This window comes from Enterococcus sp. DIV1420a, from assembly GCF_051712165.1.
In the GTDB taxonomy this organism is placed as follows: Bacteria; Bacillota; Bacilli; order Lactobacillales; family Enterococcaceae; genus Enterococcus; species Enterococcus faecalis.
Genome location: NZ_JBIOOI010000002.1, coordinates 152381 through 167609 on the forward strand (window position 1 = coordinate 152381; position 15229 = coordinate 167609).

At 35.3% G+C, this 15229-nt stretch carries 14 protein-coding genes and 1 pseudogene; 10 read left to right on the top strand and 5 right to left on the bottom strand.

Annotation, left to right across the window (positions count from 1 at the left end; genetic code table 11):
* The first annotated feature begins 8 nt into the window (after window positions 1–8).
* The 7 genes from IGI80_RS11815 (at window position 9) to elrE (ending at window position 9612) form a co-directional block, all read left to right on the top strand.
* Window positions 9–3206 (top strand): SNF2 helicase associated domain-containing protein, encoded by a 3198-nt coding sequence (locus IGI80_RS11815; RefSeq protein ID WP_438723616.1) that lies wholly within the window; start codon window positions 9–11, stop codon window positions 3204–3206.
* 67 nt (window positions 3207–3273) lie between these two features.
* Window positions 3274–4179 carry an Rgg family transcriptional regulator ElrR gene (gene elrR / locus IGI80_RS11820; protein WP_002384093.1) on the top strand — a complete coding sequence of 302 codons (906 nt, stop codon included), beginning with the start codon at window positions 3274–3276 and terminating at the stop codon, window positions 4177–4179.
* Window positions 4180–4368: 189 nt separating this feature from the next.
* A complete protein-coding gene (elrA, locus tag IGI80_RS11825) occupies window positions 4369–6540 on the top strand; it encodes an enterococcal leucine-rich protein ElrA (protein ID WP_126254666.1) in 2172 nt (723 codons plus the stop codon).
* A gap of 3 nt (window positions 6541–6543) precedes the next feature.
* Window positions 6544–6912 carry an LPXTG anchor domain-containing protein ElrB gene (gene elrB / locus IGI80_RS11830; RefSeq protein WP_002356469.1) on the top strand — a complete coding sequence of 123 codons (369 nt, stop codon included), beginning with the start codon at window positions 6544–6546 and terminating at the stop codon, window positions 6910–6912.
* A gap of 1 nt (window position 6913) precedes the next feature.
* On the top strand, window positions 6914–7696 hold the full coding sequence (elrC, locus tag IGI80_RS11835; RefSeq protein WP_002362540.1) for a WxL domain-containing protein ElrC: 783 nt from the start codon (window positions 6914–6916) through the stop codon (window positions 7694–7696).
* Between the two features lie 39 nt (window positions 7697–7735).
* The gene (gene elrD, locus IGI80_RS11840) at window positions 7736–8512 is read left to right on the top strand and encodes a WxL domain-containing protein ElrD (RefSeq protein ID WP_002362542.1); all 777 of its coding nucleotides are present in this window, start codon (window positions 7736–7738) and stop codon (window positions 8510–8512) included.
* Window positions 8513–8586: 74 nt separating this feature from the next.
* Window positions 8587–9612 (top strand): transmembrane protein ElrE, encoded by a 1026-nt coding sequence (gene elrE, locus IGI80_RS11845; RefSeq protein ID WP_129194977.1) that lies wholly within the window; start codon window positions 8587–8589, stop codon window positions 9610–9612.
* Window positions 9613–9649: 37 nt separating this feature from the next.
* On the opposite strand, the gene IGI80_RS11850 is transcribed toward elrE, so the two are convergent.
* Window positions 9650–10363 carry an HAD family hydrolase gene (locus IGI80_RS11850; RefSeq protein ID WP_002356474.1) on the bottom strand — a complete coding sequence of 238 codons (714 nt, stop codon included), beginning with the start codon at window positions 10361–10363 and terminating at the stop codon, window positions 9650–9652.
* Window positions 10364–10694: 331 nt separating this feature from the next.
* Between IGI80_RS11850 and IGI80_RS11855 the strand changes: the two are divergent.
* A pseudogene (locus IGI80_RS11855) lies at window positions 10695–11072 on the top strand (ABC transporter transmembrane domain-containing protein); the annotation flags it as partial.
* A gap of 25 nt (window positions 11073–11097) precedes the next feature.
* Here IGI80_RS11855 and IGI80_RS11860 read toward each other — a convergent pair.
* The 4 genes from IGI80_RS11860 to IGI80_RS11875 all read right to left on the bottom strand — a co-directional run bounded on the left by IGI80_RS11860 (window position 11098) and on the right by IGI80_RS11875 (window position 14570).
* Complete coding sequence (locus IGI80_RS11860) at window positions 11098–12492, bottom strand: recombinase family protein (protein ID WP_438723619.1); 1395 nt, start codon at window positions 12490–12492, stop codon at window positions 11098–11100.
* A 92-nt stretch (window positions 12493–12584) separates the two neighbouring features.
* Window positions 12585–13019 carry a hypothetical protein gene (locus IGI80_RS11865; RefSeq protein WP_438723621.1) on the bottom strand — a complete coding sequence of 145 codons (435 nt, stop codon included), beginning with the start codon at window positions 13017–13019 and terminating at the stop codon, window positions 12585–12587.
* An 88-nt stretch (window positions 13020–13107) separates the two neighbouring features.
* Window positions 13108–13755: a hypothetical protein gene (locus tag IGI80_RS11870; protein WP_438723623.1), complete on the bottom strand. Its 648-nt coding sequence runs from the start codon at window positions 13753–13755 to the stop codon at window positions 13108–13110.
* A 128-nt stretch (window positions 13756–13883) separates the two neighbouring features.
* Window positions 13884–14570 carry a LexA family transcriptional regulator gene (locus IGI80_RS11875; protein WP_438723625.1) on the bottom strand — a complete coding sequence of 229 codons (687 nt, stop codon included), beginning with the start codon at window positions 14568–14570 and terminating at the stop codon, window positions 13884–13886.
* A 149-nt stretch (window positions 14571–14719) separates the two neighbouring features.
* Between IGI80_RS11875 and IGI80_RS11880 the strand changes: the two genes are divergently transcribed.
* A complete protein-coding gene (locus IGI80_RS11880) occupies window positions 14720–14995 on the top strand; it encodes a hypothetical protein (RefSeq protein WP_438723626.1) in 276 nt (91 codons plus the stop codon).
* A gap of 37 nt (window positions 14996–15032) precedes the next feature.
* Window positions 15033–15197, top strand: a complete 165-nt coding sequence (locus IGI80_RS11885; RefSeq protein WP_438723628.1) for a hypothetical protein — start codon at window positions 15033–15035, stop codon at window positions 15195–15197.
* The last annotated feature ends 32 nt before the right edge of the window (window positions 15198–15229 follow it).

Below are 15229 nucleotides of genomic sequence, written 5' to 3' on the forward strand. Positions count from 1 at the left end.
GTGAGTCGATGAAATGGAGTATTCCAGAGCGAATCGTTGAACAAGGGCGCGAATATATGCAAGAAGGCCGGGTCTTATCTATCGTTCAAAATCCAGAAAAAAGGATCTGGTTGTCTGAGGTTTTAGGGGAAGAACTTTATCTTGTTGAATTGGATGGTACCGCCAAAGAACAAGATGTTTGTGAATGTCAATATTGGATGGAACATGGCTATTGCAAGCATACAGTGGCAGTTGAACTGGCACTGAAACAACGAGGCGTGTCAAGAATTATTCAAGCGAATCAAACAGTCAATTTTGAGAAAACAAATCGATCAACAGCTGAAATGTTTACCAAAGGCTTTGCCAAATTAAGCAAAGCTTCTGCCGAAGTTCCCTTGCAGCCTTTACGTTTAGAATTTCATTTAGATGTGATCGAAACGAATAATTACTATCCAGAATTATCAACGATTGGTCTTTCTTTAAAAATTGGTTTAGAAGGCACCAAACCTAAAACATATATTGTGAAAAATATTGGTGATTTTTTACAAGCATATGAAAAGGAAATGACTTTTATGGTGAATAAACAACACCAATTTACTTTGCTACATGATTCTTTTTCAATGGAGATTCAAGAAATTTTAACAGAACTTGCGGCAATTTATCATACCAGCCAATTATTAGGTGCAAACGGTATTCAAGTTAAAGGGAAAATCGACAAACGTTATCTATTATTACCAATTGATCGCAGTCAATCGTTAGTTGAAAAAATGAATCGAACGGGTCAGTTTATATTGACCAATCAAACTCATAAGTATCGCTATCTAACGTTCAAAGAAACCAGTTTGCCACTTACGTTTACAGTCCAAAAAACCGAGGAACAAAGCTTCAAATTAACTATTCAGAATCCTATTACAACGTTTCTAGCCCACTATCACTGGGCGATTGCGGATCAAACGGTTTATTTACTAACAGAAGAGCAGGAAGCCATCTACACCACGTTACTTCAATTAATGAAACGCTTGGAAGAGCCGTCAATTATTTATGAAAAAGAAACAGTTTCTGATTTATTTAGTGAAGTGTTACCATTATTGGAAAAAATTGGTCGAGTGTCTGTTGAAGAATCAGTTGAAGAACTAGTCGTCCATCATCCTTTAAAAGCAGTCTTTATTTTTAAGAAAATTAAAGGTCGGATTAATGCTCGAATTGACTATCACTATGGAGAAGTCATTTTCTCGACAAACCCGAAATATGCTCAATTACCTGAAGTCAATCAAGAAATCGTTCGAGATAAAGCAAAAGAAACAGCAATTAAGCAGCAATTTCAACAGTTTGCCTATCAGCAAACAACCACAGGCTTTGAAAAAGTCTTACCTGCTGGGGAGTCCTTGTATTATTTCTTTAAAGCCGAAGTACCAGCTTTCCGTCAATTAGGAGAAGTTCGGATGGGACGGAAATTACGGGAATTGTATTTAGATGCCCAGCATCATCAACCAACGATTGAAGTTGCGGAAGGGGATTCTTGGTTGGATATTCGGTTTGATGTCACTGGCATTGATGAAACCGAAATCGATGCAGTATTGACTAGTCTGCTACGTAATGATGCTTTTTATACGTTAAAAAGTGGTGAAATTCTTGCTTTTGACTCAGAGGAATTTTTCCATACAAGTGCAATTTTAACGAAGCTACGAAAAAATATGCATCAAGAAGACAATGTCATTCATGTGCCCAAAAATCAAGGTCTCATGATCGAAAGTTTATTAGAAGACAACGAGCGGGCACATTTTTCAGATTCCTTTAAAAAAATGGTCACGGATTTAACACATCCAGAAAACTTTGAAGCGCAAGTCCCCAAAACCTTACAAGCAACGTTACGCCATTACCAAGAAACAGGGTATAAATGGCTGAAAATGCTTAGCCATTATCAATTTGGCGGTATTTTAGCTGATGAAATGGGTTTAGGGAAGACACTGCAAACCATTACCTATTTACTTTCGGAAAAAGAAGAAGAGCGCTTGAAAGGGACAGCTTTGATTGTCGCTCCTGCAAGTTTAACCTATAACTGGTTAGCCGAAGTCAAACGTTTTGCGTCAACCTTAAATGTTCAAGTGGTTTCTGGCAATCGCCAAGAACGAGCAGCGCTTTTACAAAATAGCACCGAAGATATTCTGATTACTTCTTATGCAAGTATGCGACAAGATGTTCAGCTTTATCAGGAAATGCGTGTCGGCTATTTGATTTTAGATGAGGCCCAAATGGTTAAAAATAGTGGGACTAAAACGGCGCAAGCCTTAAAAAGTTTAAAAGTACCGCAACGTTTTGCATTAAGTGGCACACCAATTGAAAATAATTTAGATGAACTGTGGTCAATTTTCCAAATGATCTTACCGGGATTGTTCCCAGGCAAAAAAGCCTTTCGAGAAATTAAGCCGGAAGAAATTGCCAAAATGATTCAACCATTCATTTTACGACGAGACAAGAAAACGGTGCTCGCAGACTTACCAGAAAAAATTGAAAATAATATGTACAGTGTCTTAACAGAAGAACAAAAAACGGTTTATTTGGCCTATCTAAAACAAATGCAAGCAGATGTCAGTCAAATGGATCAGGCGACCTTCAAGAAAAATCGCATGAGTATTTTAGCAGGCTTGACCCGTTTACGACAAATCTGTTGCGATCCGCGTTTGTTTATTGAGGATTACACGGGAGGTTCTGGCAAAGTGGAGCAAGTCAAAGACTTTTTAGTGGCTGCCAAAGAAAACAATCGTCGTGTCCTATTATTTTCTCAGTTCACAAGCATGCTTTCTATCTTAGAAAAAGAATTGAATGAATTAGGCTTAGAGACGTTTTATTTACGAGGAAGTACGAAGCCTCAAGATCGGTTAACGATGGCGAATGCCTTCAATGAAGGAGAAAAAGATGTCTTCTTAATTTCATTGAAAGCAGGGGGAACCGGACTAAATTTAACTGGTGCAGATACAGTTATTTTATACGATTTATGGTGGAATCCCGCAGTCGAAGAACAAGCGGCTGGTCGGGCGCACCGCATGGGACAAAAAAAAGTTGTTGAAGTGTGGCGGATGATTGCAGAAGGAACGGTTGAAGAAAAAATGAATTCCTTACAGCAAGAGAAACGCGAGCTGTTCCAAAAAGTGATTCAAGGAAATGAAGAGCAATTAGCGAAAATGACGGAAGAAGATATTCGCACAATTTTAAGCATTGGAGAATAGCCGTTCAACTTAGTTGCTATCTTATTTAAAGAGAAATGGAGTAATTCGTTTGAAACAAAAAGAATATATGGAATATCGGCCGCTAGGTGAAGAAATTGAACGGATTCGTAAAGGGAAAAATATTCCTCTGCGTGTCTTTGATGAAAATGGTGTTTCTAGTCGAAGTTATCAACGCTTTGTCCAAGGAAATAGTGAATTGCGTATTTCGGATTTAGCTATTATTGTCGAAATCTTGTCTATTTCGCCGATGGAAATGACAGAAAAATTAACGCCAATGTCCAAAACAGTTTTAGCTAAGGAGCAGTTTAATCAAGCAATCTTTAGTAAAAATTTTCAAGAAAGTAGTCGAATCGTTGCAGATTATCGAGCGTATTATGATAAATCGTCTTTTGCTTTAGGAAAGCAAGAAGTAATGTATTCGATGTTGGCGTTGGAATATCTTTTTAACCCTCAAACAGTTGTGACAAAAGAAGAGATTATTGCATTAGAAAATCAGATTCTGGAACGATTAATTAATGCCGATGTGTATACTATTTTTAATTTGAAATTTTTAGCATTACAAAAAAACGTTGGCTTGCAGCCGTTTCCAACTTCGTTACTTTTTCGTGTACTACAATCTGTCAATGAGCGGGAAATTATTGATATTCGCTCGCTAGAAATTATCGAGCAAGTAATTATTGATTTTTTATTTGCGGCGATTGTCAGCCAAAATGTTCCCCATATTCTTCATGTATTAAGCATGTTTAAAGAATATGAAGTGGGTGAAAATAACTGGCGAATGATCCTCTGGAAAAAAATAGCAGAAAAAATAGAAATGATTTTAACCAATGAAGAAATATTCGCAGATTGGTCAATCTTTAAAGAACAAATCCTTTTATCTATCACATTGTTTTTACCAAAAGCCAAACAAGAATTTTTTGCTGGGCAATTGGAAAAAATAGAGGATAGTTTAAAAGAAATAAAAGAAAACTAGGCATAATTGAGAATTTGTCATAATAAATTCTGGTTGTGTTTAGCGACAAAGAGCGCCAAATAGGGGTAGAAAACCCTATTTGGCGCTCTTTGCCTTGTCTATACAAATTAATTTGGACAGTTTGTCGTAATTGAACCCATTTTCAGTTGATATTCACTATAATTAAGAAAATATCAGGAGGTGAAGTTTATGAAAAAAATGTGCATCTCCGCAGTTAGTGCCTTACTTTTGGGTAATAGTTTGCTACTTCCTGTAACAACTTTCGCCGAAACGACCGAAACAATCGCATCCTCCAGTGAAGAAAATGTTTCATCTGTTTCAGAAGAAAAGATTCCAGAAACTTCATCGGCAGAAGAGCAAAATTCAGCAACCAGTAGTTCGGAGATTCCCCAATCAGAAGAGTTAACGACTGTTGAAACAAGTGAAGAGCCGCCAAATGAAGCACTAGCGATAACGGAAGCACAACTGATGATGCCCCAATTATACGCAGGTGCTGTCTTAGATAAAGCGACGCCTATCAGTACACTATTTCCTGATCCAGCCTTTGCGGAAAATATCAGAAAACAGTTAAGCAAATCTCGGACCTCTAATACTGTCACCCAAGCAGAATTGGATAAACTGAATAAAGTTATTTTAGAAAATGTCGTTGTTTCTAATGTGGAAGGAGTTCAATACCTAAGAAACTTAGAAGAATTATCTTTTCAAGATTCACTCAATGTAACAGATTTGAGTCCTTTTGCTAAAGGTGAATTTAAGCTATTACGTTTTTTATATATGAGAAACAATAAAATAGCTGATCTTAGTCCGTTAGGTCAAGCAGGATTAATTAGTTTAGAAGGCTTGTATGTTGAGAACAATCAATTAACGACATTAAATGGACTTGAAGGAATGGCTGCTTTAAAAAATTTAAGTATCCAAAATACGACAGATCATCCGTCAAAAATCACGCCGAATAATCGAGTGACTTCCTTCGACCCGCTTCGTTCTCTTCGTAATTTAGAAACCATTTGGGCTGCCAATAATCAGATTGCTACTTTAGATGGGCTTACGGAAGCAAATAACCTACTCCGTCTTTATGTGGAAAATAATCAATTAAAAACAATTGCGCCCTTGGCGAATAAGCCACGTCTAGAAGAGTTGAGTATTATGAATCAAACGATTGCTAGTCTGGAAGCTTTAAGCACTGTTCCTAATCTGCGTGTACTGTATGCAAGAAACAATCAAATTTCTTCCTTGGCACCGTTAGAGAAAACACTCAATCTAACAGTTTTAGATGTGGGAGAAAATCAAATTTCAGATATCAGTCCGTTAAAAGGCTTAACGGCCATTACAGGGCTAGATGTATCTAATCAAATGATTATCTTATCTTCTGTCGATTATATTGCTGGGAAACCACTGCAATTAAAAAATAAGGTGGTATCTCGTGATGGTCAACTATTTCCACCGCTGACGATTAGCCCTTATGGAAGTTACGATGCCACAAAAGGACTGTTTGAATGGAATTTACCCAAAGCTCATGAAGGCGTTTCTTATATCTGGGAATCAACAGATAAAGCATACTTAGGGAACTTTTCTGGAACAGTCGTCCAACCTGTCAAAGAAGTTTTCTTAAGTGAAACGAAACTATCTTGGTCAAAAGAGCGTATAGAAAAGTCGATGGAAAAAACAATCGATATTGATGATTTTCAAAAAACAGCCCTGCCTTTTTATTGGCAAGATGTCGATGCTGGGAATAGATTACAATTTATTGTCAAAAAAGAGGGCCAAGAAATCCAGAAATTAGCAGATGAAACAACCACTAATTCTAAAACATTTAAGGAAAAAGCCTTGTTATTACCAGAACTAACTTATGGAAAACAGCAGTTGGTCGTGGAAGTCTATGATAAAGGCTACAAGATTGACGAATTAGCGCTAACAGTCACTGTGGTTGGCTCTGTCAGGTTCAAAACGGTACCCACAGCGATTTCCTTTGGGAATGAGCTGCAAATCGCTAGTAGCACGACCCAATATCCAATTGTTTCCATGGATCAACCATTAGTGATACGGGATACTCGTCAAACAGGGAATAATTGGTCGCTTGCACTAACCGTTACTTCTGATTTCAAATCTGAATCAGGTGCTACGTTGCCGAATATTTTAAAATTTAGAACCAACCATCGCTTACAGGACATTCCAGAAGGCCAATCGATTCTTGTTCACAACCAAGTCAATGGACATCAAGAAACAAATATTTCTGATCAATGGAAAGAAAATGACCAAGAGTTGTTATTATCTGTTCCTGGAGGGACGGCCAAAGCAGAAGAATACGAAGCAAAACTAACTTGGCACTTGATGGACGTACCTGATGGCAGTGCAAAATAGGGGGTGAGTCTTATCAAAAAAATAGTTAGCGGTGTATTGCTATTAGGATTGATTTCATCAGTTGATGTATTTGCTGAAACAAATGCCTATCCGACAAATGCAGAAGTTTCTTTTTATGGCGAGTATGAGCCACCAGCAAACAAAGAAAAACCAGATGGTAAGATACCACAGCGTTTCCCCAAGCAGTCGGAAGCAATACCAGCAGTGAGTGGAGAATCATTGAAGCATTCAACAAGTAAAACGGTTGATCAAAAAGGCTCAGGCTTCTTACCTCGAACTGGTACTAAACAGCAACAAATGTTTAATTATCTCGGAATAATAGTCATCTTTATGGCTAGTTTTATTTTAAAAAAAAGAAAGAAGGAACAATAAAATGAAAAAAATTATCTTATCAACAATCCCCGCTATCACTTTAGGCGTGGCTATTGCACCAGAAGTGAATGCAGAAGAAAAAAACTATGAATCAAATGCCATCGTAGAATTTACGCCGGATACCTCTATCAACAAACCAGTCGATCCAGTGAATCCAGATACCGAAAAACCTGTTGAACCCTTTGACCCAACGACACCAGACACAGGCAATAAGCCAAATGAAGGAACAACTGGTCCACTAAGTATCGATTATGCTTCTAGTCTAGACTTTGGCAAAAATAAAATTTCAAATAAAGATGAAAAATATTATGCAAATCCACAATACTTTTTCTTGGCAGACGGTTCTGGTCCTGATTTGACTAATCCTAAACCAAATTATGTACAAATTTCCGACAAACGCGGAACGAATGCCGGTTGGGCCTTAACAGTTAAACAAGAAACACAATTAACAGCGACAAAAGAAACATTAAATAAAGTTTTAGACGGTTCAGAAATTAAATTAAGTCAAAACAAAGCAGTGTCTAATTCCAAAGCAGTCACACCAACTGCGCATGAAGTAACTTTAGTAGCTGGCGATTCATCAAATGTGATGTCTGCCGCTGAAGGTCAAGGTTCTGGAACTTGGCTTAGTGCGTTCGGTGGGATTGAAAAAGTGGAAGTTGACGGTGAAAGCGTAGATAAAAATACAGCGATCACATTAACTGTACCAGGAGCAACACCAAAAGATGCTGTTCAATACAAAACTGTTTTAACATGGACAATCGCTGATTTACCAAGCGTATAATTATTGAAACTATAACAATAGAAGAGAAGGAGCACTAACATGAAAAAAATGACCATCGCAAGCAGCTTAATTTTAGCAACCATCGCGGTAGGCACACTACCAGTTCAAGCAGAGGAAGTGGCTAATCGCGACACAGATGCTATTGTAAAATTTAAAGCACCAGATGAAAAAGATCCCAACAGCAAAAATCCTGTAGTGGATCCAGAAGACAAAGACGGCAAAGATCCTGTGACACCTATCGACCCAGTAAATCCTGACAAACCAGTTGATGAAGGTTCTACAGGCCCCTTAACCTTGGACTATGCTTCAAGTTTAAACTTTGGTGAAAATATCATCAGCACAAAAGATGAAATCTATTTTGCATCAGCACAAGTTTTAAAAGATAAAAATAATGTTGAAAAAACGGGCCCATTATTTGCTCAAATTACAGATAATCGTGGAACTTTAGAAGGCTGGACTTTATCTGCAAAACAAAATTCTGCATTTACTTCTGCTACAAAAGGTCAGACGCTTGAAGGAACTGAAATTGTCTTTCAAAACGCTTCAGCTGTGACAGCAGGACAAAGCGCTGCACCAACAAGTTTAGCGAGCGTAACTTTTGGTACAGTTGGTGAAAGTCATAACGTGATGGTAGCCGCAACAGATCAAGGTGCTGGGAAATGGTCATACTTATACGGCAATGCTAGTTCAATTGCTGAAGTTGACGGCCGTCAAGTAATGAAAGATGTTCAATTAAAAGTGCCAGGTAAATCAGTTAAATTAAACGATGCCTACAAAACAACAATTACTTGGACATTAGCTAATACGCCAGTATAAAAAGAACCTTTTTGGAGAAAGGAAGAGGGGAACTCAGCCTTTCTCCTTTACATAGAAATGGAGTGTAGAGCGAAATGAAAAATAGATATTTTATTCTGATGATCCTAAGTTTTTATTTCTTTGCTTTTGGGATTGAAACCTCAGCAGCAGAATTACGATTTAGTGTTGAAACAGAAATTCCAGAAAACCAAATAGATAAAACAAAAACATATTTTGATTTAATGATGAAACCAGACCAAGAACAAATTTTGAAAGTTCGAGCGGCCAATAGTACAGATGAAAATTTAGTGATTGATGTTAGTGTGAAGTCGGCCACAACAAACAGCAACGGAGTGATTGAATATGGTGAGTCGTTGACAGCTTTAGATAAATCTGCACCAGCAGATTTATCAGAAATCATTCAACTGAAAGACGGCGGTGAGAGTGTTGAATTGCCTGCTAAAAGTGAAAAAGTAGTTGAATTGCGAGTGAAGATGCCTAAAGAAGAGTTTTCAGGGCAACTAGCGGGCGGGATCACGTTTAGTGAAAAAGTCGATGAAACGAAAGACAAGCAAAAAGAAAATACAAACGGCTTAGCAATTGAAAATCGCTATGCCTATACAGTAGCTGTTTTACTTCGAGAAAATGAAACAGTTGTACAACCAGAATTGTCTTTAGAGAAAGTTGAACCGACGCAAAGAAATGCGCGCAGTGTTATTTCTGCAACACTACTAAACCATGAAGCAGCCTATCTTCAATCAATGAAAGTAACGGCAAATGTTAAAAATAAGAAAACAAATAACGTTATTTTAGAGAAAGAACAAGAAGATATGCAAATGGCGCCCAATTCAATTTTTAATTTCCCTATTCCTTATGAAGAAAATGAAATGGAAGCTGGAACGTATGTATTGGCAATGACTGTGGAAGGCTCAGGAAAAAAATGGCAATTTACGAAAGAATTTACGATCTCAAAAGAGGAAGCAAAAATATTTAATGAGAAAGATGTAACCGTCAAAAAAACGGAATCTAAACTTATTTATCTCTTAATCGGTTTATTGCTCCTTTTACTGATAATCTGCCTGTTCATCATTTTACGTCTGAAAAAACAAAAAAATAAATAAAAAAAAGCCGTTCTTCAATTTGAAGAGCGGCTTTTTTTTAAAGATTAAATAATTTCTCCACAGTCGGACAAAGTTCGGTGAAACAAGTGACTTCTGCAAGGTGTGATGCAGGTTGGCAACTTGGTAGTTCACGAGAGCGGTGGTTAAACCAAAGAGAATGCCAGCCACCATTACGTGCGCCTACAATATCATTGTCATAACTATCACCAACATATAAAGTATGTTCAGGTTCCATACAAAATTGATTACAGGCTAAATCAAAAATTTCCTTTTCAGGTTTTTGGAAACCCGTACTTTGAGAAATAATGATATTTTGGCTTGGAACCCATTTTTCAAGATTCAATTGTTTAACTTTTTTAAATTGATGGTCTGTTGGACCATTTGTAATAATCCCCATCGGAATTTCTTTCTCTTGTAAAGTATCAAGAAGCTTAGTAACTTCTGGATGCATCGTAATATTATCCAATTCTTCTTCATAAACTTGTTGGAAAATTTTTCCTTCTTCTTGTGAAATTCCTGGATAGTTTAGATCCTTTAATGTTTCATTCATCCGGAAAAACCGCATGAAATCTAGGGACCATTCATTGGCTAAAACTTTCGGAAACGTTTCATCGCTGTGGTGTCTAAAACGAAGATACAATTCATGCATATCCTCTGTCGCAACGTTCGGGAAAATTTTAGTCATCGCATTTCGAAAGGGTTGTTGCTGATCGTACAGCGTGTCATCAACATCAAAAACAATGGTTCTCATTTAACAAGTGCACCTCTTAACTTTTTTACAAAACTTTTCATATGTTATATTGTAGCCGATATTTTCACAAATAAATAGAGTATTTTTCACTGTATTTCAAGGTTTTGTACAGAAATCAAAGCCTTGCGGGAAAAGACAATTATAGTTATTTTTACCGAAAAAATGGAAACGATAAATGAAAAAATATTCTGATAATGAAAAGTTTGTGAAAATGATTTTGAGTCAAAGTTACTTAAATAACACGTGTTCTGATAGAAGTTAGAATTTTGCAAGAGACAGTCTTTTTCCGTATAATGAATGAGAATGAAGGGGGAGAGTTAGGGAGGGAGTTATGTTAAAGCGTTTTTTTGGGTATTATCGGCCGTATCGTCGATTATTTATTTTGGATTTTGGGTGTGCCGTTTTTGCGGGGCTGTTAGAGTTGGCTTTTCCAGTAGCAGTCAACCAAGTAATTGATAAGATTATGCCAAAAGGAGATTTTCGCCTCATTGCATTAGCTAGTGCGGGCTTATTTGCATTTTATATAATCAATACGTTTTTACAATTTATTGTGGTTTATTTTGGTCATATGTTAGGCGTGAATATTGAAACAGATATGCGTGAAGAATTATATCAACATCTGCAAACACAACCGTTTGAGTATTATGATAATCAAAAAACAGGGAAATTAATGAGCCGTTTGACCACTGATCTTTTTGAAAATAAAGAGCAATGTTGTACATCAGGATACAACACTACTCAATAAGTATTATTTCTATGGAATTGTCATGAATAATGACTTTTTGAACCAACATTTCGATAACTGCTCTTTTGCTTTCAATACTTGAATTATCCCAATCAAAAGATTTTAAAATATCAAATCGATGTTGTAGTTCTGTTTTATCTAGTTTATTTTTTCGTTCCAGTAATTTTTCCATACTTTGCTTTTCTTTATTCAATTTATCAATTTTTTCACTAATAACATCGAGTGGCATTGAATCCAACTGAAATAAATCAATTAACTTGTTTATTTGCTTGTCGATACTCTCGATTTGCGAACTTATTAAGGATGTATTCGTTTGTGGAGCAGATCTCCTTTTTAATTCTGCTTCAACGTCAATGTTTTTCAAATTGTTTATAACAGCTTCGTCAATGATGAATTGTTGTTGCGCTTTAGAAGAACAACCATCTGTTTTCATCATGTGCTTAGGACTACCTTTTTTTGAGTAGCAACGATAATATCTATAGACTTTTCCTTTACGGCCGACAGCTCTTCGGTTAGCCATTTTAGCGCCACAAATGCCACATTCACATAATCCGCCCAACAATGCAACATAGTTGTATCGCTTAGTATTGCTTTGTTTTCTCCGGGCTATCTCTTTTTGAGTTTTATAGAAGGTGACTTCGTCAATTATCGGTTCATGAATGCCATCATATTCGACCCCTGAAAATTTTACCTTACCAATATATAATGAATTTTTTAGCATGCGATCAATACTACTAGGCAGCCATTTGTTTTTGCCGGGATAATTTTTTTTAAGATATTCCGATATAGAGCTTTTTCCTAGTCCATCATTATAAAGCCTGAACAAGTCTTTGATCGCTGCTGCTTCATACTCGTTAATTATAAGTTGGTTGTCACTATTAAACTGATAACCAGCAGGGGGTCTGTCTTGTCCTCCTGTGTGATATAAACCTTTTTTCGCACGTTCAACTCGACCAGTAATCATGCGCTCTGATATTGACTTGCGTTCGAGCTGAGCAAAAACTGAAAGCATACCTACAGTAGCAGCTCCAAAAGCAGTCGATGTATCAAAACTTTCTTGCATTGAAATTAGTTCAACATCATTAGGTTTGAAAATGTCTTCGATTAAGTACATAGTATCTTTTTGAGAACGAGAGAGGCGATCAAGTTTGTAGACTATAATGATGTCTATTTTTTTATCTTGTACATCTTGTATTAAATCATGCATTGCTGGTCTATCTAACTTTGAGCCACTATAACCAGCATCAATATATTTTTTATACAAAATGTATTCTTTAGCTTCTGAATATTTTATAAGTCTATCAGTTTGGGCTTGAATTGAGTATCCTTCTGTTGCTTGTTCTTGAGTGGATACACGTATATAGATAGCTGCTTTTTTATTCAATTTATTTTCTCCTTTCACAGTATTAATCCCCTAGCACGAATCGAACATGCTATAACTTACCAAAGAGGGGAACGTGTAGTGCATAAACCTATTTATTGTTTCTCCCTATTAAAATATAGTGCTGCACCATTAACAAAATAGACCTGAACGTTTCGTTTTCCAGATGAGCTTTTTTCAATATAAGTATATTCTTTGACGTTTTTCTTTGCATCCACTGCATTACTTATACTATTCAAACGTTCCATCCTTTTTTCCAAGTTGTTGTCAGAAACTATACTATTTAGTTCATACATTTTTTCATATTCTGAATATAAGTTATCAGAAATATTTGAAAGCTTTGTTTCCACTTTTTTAGGCTTACCTATCCGTTCTTCTATTTTTCGAATGCTCATCCCGATTTGTAATGAATCCCATTCTTTTTTTGTAACTACTCCTTTAAAAGAAAAAAAGAATATAGTACCAATAACTATTGCTGTAATAATACCAAGAGCAATTAAATTTTGTTTGTTTTGAAGTGATTTTTTCATTTTTAAACATACTCCTTATAAGTTGTAAAAATTTCTAGCGTGAATAATAAAGTAAACTGTGTTAAAGCCTAACAATAGCTTGGATTTACTATTCTAATGCTTTATTTAAATACTTAAATGTTACATTATTTGAATAGCATGTTTCTTTAAAATAGCTATAAAGATTTTGGCGTTCTTTTATAGAAAGGTTGAGTTCTTTAAGTGATTTTTTAGTCATACTATTCAGTGTAGTAATGATAATTCCTTTTTCTGCTGTACTCATTTCTCTATAATATGATTTCATATTATTTAAGATATACAATGGGCTAAAGCTATCGGTAGATGTTAAAAATTTCACTCCGTCTTCATAGTCTTTAACTATTTCTTGATAGTACGAAGAGGCAATATTTAAAGATGCATTAATTTTAGTGCGTTCCAACTCAAAGTCTATTTTTTTACTTTCAGCTATACTTTCATCAATATCTGAAAGAGAAACAAGAAGTAATCTTAAACTATTTACATAACCATAATAGTTTTTAGATTGTTTACTACTCATTCCATTTTTCTCTATATAATTTATAGCTGAAGAATCAGATGTGACATCGTTGATATTATCCTCGTTATTATTAAATTTTGAGTCTACTGATGATTCAGTAGACTTTTTTTGTTCAGTTATCTTTACGGAATTGCTACTTGAGCAAGATGAAAGAATTACTGTGATAATGAAGAATATGCCCAATAAATGTATTTTATTCATATATAACTCCTGATTAGTTAATGTTTATTTTTAAAAATTTTAAGTTGTAATATTTATTGCTATTCCTATAAGTTTGTATAATACAAACTTATATTCTCGATTAGTAAAAAGGTTGTAAACAGACACTTTTAATCCATACTAACAATATAGAGGATAACTTTACCTAAAAAAGATAAATCGTTTGCTTCTTCGTAAGGAACAACTATGTCATGAAATTCTTTTACAGTTGATTCTGGTCTAAAAATAAGTTGTTTATTTTCCTCATCATTAAAAAAACGTTTTACGGAATATCCATTATCATAAGAAAATAGAACTAAATCATCATTACGATATTCAGTAAAATAATGTAATTTTTTTACTGCAATCAAAGAACAATCGGGTATGATTTTATTCATAGATTCACCATTAATTCTTGTGAAAAATATATCACATCTACCAGCATATCTACCCATAATTTCATCTGCTATCTCGATTTGTTCGACATCGTCATACTCTTTATATATGCATTCGACTGTTTCGACACTTCCTGCAGCTATTCCTACGTCATAAAAATCATATAACCAAGTGTCGATTTTTTTTTCTGTATCCTCAGTGTTTTTAGAAAAATTAGCACCAAAAATCAAAGTTTCAACATCTGTGTCAAACAATTTAGTTAGACGTTCTACCTCATCCATTTTTGGATAATTTTCACCGGATACCCATCGAGACACTGCTGATTTAGTTTTTCCAACTTGTTTACCTAATTCATCCATTGTCCATCCTTTTTGCTTCCTAAAATAATCAAGCATTTCTCCAAAAACGATTTTACTAGTCATGACTTTTCCTCATTTCTTTAGTTTCTTATATTATATATGTACAATTCATATAAGTAAACGGAAAAGTTGATTTTTTTGCAATTTTATTGTTGATTTTTTTGCAACTGAATGTTATTATATATTTATAATAAAAGAGGAGGTTATCATTAATGGAAACAAAAACATACAAACCAATTGATGATTTGATTAAAAAAACAGGGTTTAGAATTAGCTATTTTGCTGATAAGATGGGAATAACACCATCTACTTTATGGAAATTAAGAGTTGAACCTGACAAAATGAGTGTGAAACAAATGGAACTTTTTGGCGAAATAGTAGGCGTTGACTTTTTTGTTATTTATAAACTTACAAAAAAATTTGCACAAGAAGTTGATTTAAATGCAACTTATTCGGATGAGTCAAATATAAGAATGAAGTATGACTAACGCAAAAAATAAGAGCAATGTAGAGGAGGAGACCGCAATGCCAAAAAAACAAGAGCCGTTAAAAGTAATCATTAGAAATGCAGACGGTACTATTTGCGAAGATATTTCAAAAAAAGAATGGTCGCCAGAACGCAGAAAAATGATTGCTGAAGCTTTGGGAGATGGGATTCTTAAACAGCAAGGTTTGTTAGAAAAAACTTAGGAAATATAAAAAAATCAACCAAAAATAAGAGC

Excerpts from the sequence above, each read along its gene's own strand:
- IGI80_RS11815 (WP_438723616.1), top strand. The coding sequence starts at position 9 with ATGAAATGGAGTATTCCAGAGCGAATCGTTGAACAAGGGCGCGAATAT.
- elrR (WP_002384093.1), top strand. The coding sequence starts at position 3,274 with ATGGAATATCGGCCGCTAGGTGAAGAAATTGAACGGATTCGTAAAGGG.
- elrA (WP_126254666.1), top strand. The coding sequence starts at position 4,369 with ATGAAAAAAATGTGCATCTCCGCAGTTAGTGCCTTACTTTTGGGTAAT.
- elrC (WP_002362540.1), top strand. The coding sequence starts at position 6,914 with ATGAAAAAAATTATCTTATCAACAATCCCCGCTATCACTTTAGGCGTG.
- elrD (WP_002362542.1), top strand. The coding sequence starts at position 7,736 with ATGAAAAAAATGACCATCGCAAGCAGCTTAATTTTAGCAACCATCGCG.
- elrE (WP_129194977.1), top strand. The coding sequence starts at position 8,587 with ATGAAAAATAGATATTTTATTCTGATGATCCTAAGTTTTTATTTCTTT.
- IGI80_RS11850 (WP_002356474.1), bottom strand. The coding sequence starts at position 10,363 with ATGAGAACCATTGTTTTTGATGTTGATGACACGCTGTACGATCAGCAA.
- IGI80_RS11865 (WP_438723621.1), bottom strand. The coding sequence starts at position 13,019 with ATGAAAAAATCACTTCAAAACAAACAAAATTTAATTGCTCTTGGTATT.
- IGI80_RS11870 (WP_438723623.1), bottom strand. The coding sequence starts at position 13,755 with ATGAATAAAATACATTTATTGGGCATATTCTTCATTATCACAGTAATT.
- IGI80_RS11875 (WP_438723625.1), bottom strand. The coding sequence starts at position 14,570 with ATGACTAGTAAAATCGTTTTTGGAGAAATGCTTGATTATTTTAGGAAG.
- IGI80_RS11880 (WP_438723626.1), top strand. The coding sequence starts at position 14,720 with ATGGAAACAAAAACATACAAACCAATTGATGATTTGATTAAAAAAACA.
- IGI80_RS11885 (WP_438723628.1), top strand. The coding sequence starts at position 15,033 with ATGCCAAAAAAACAAGAGCCGTTAAAAGTAATCATTAGAAATGCAGAC.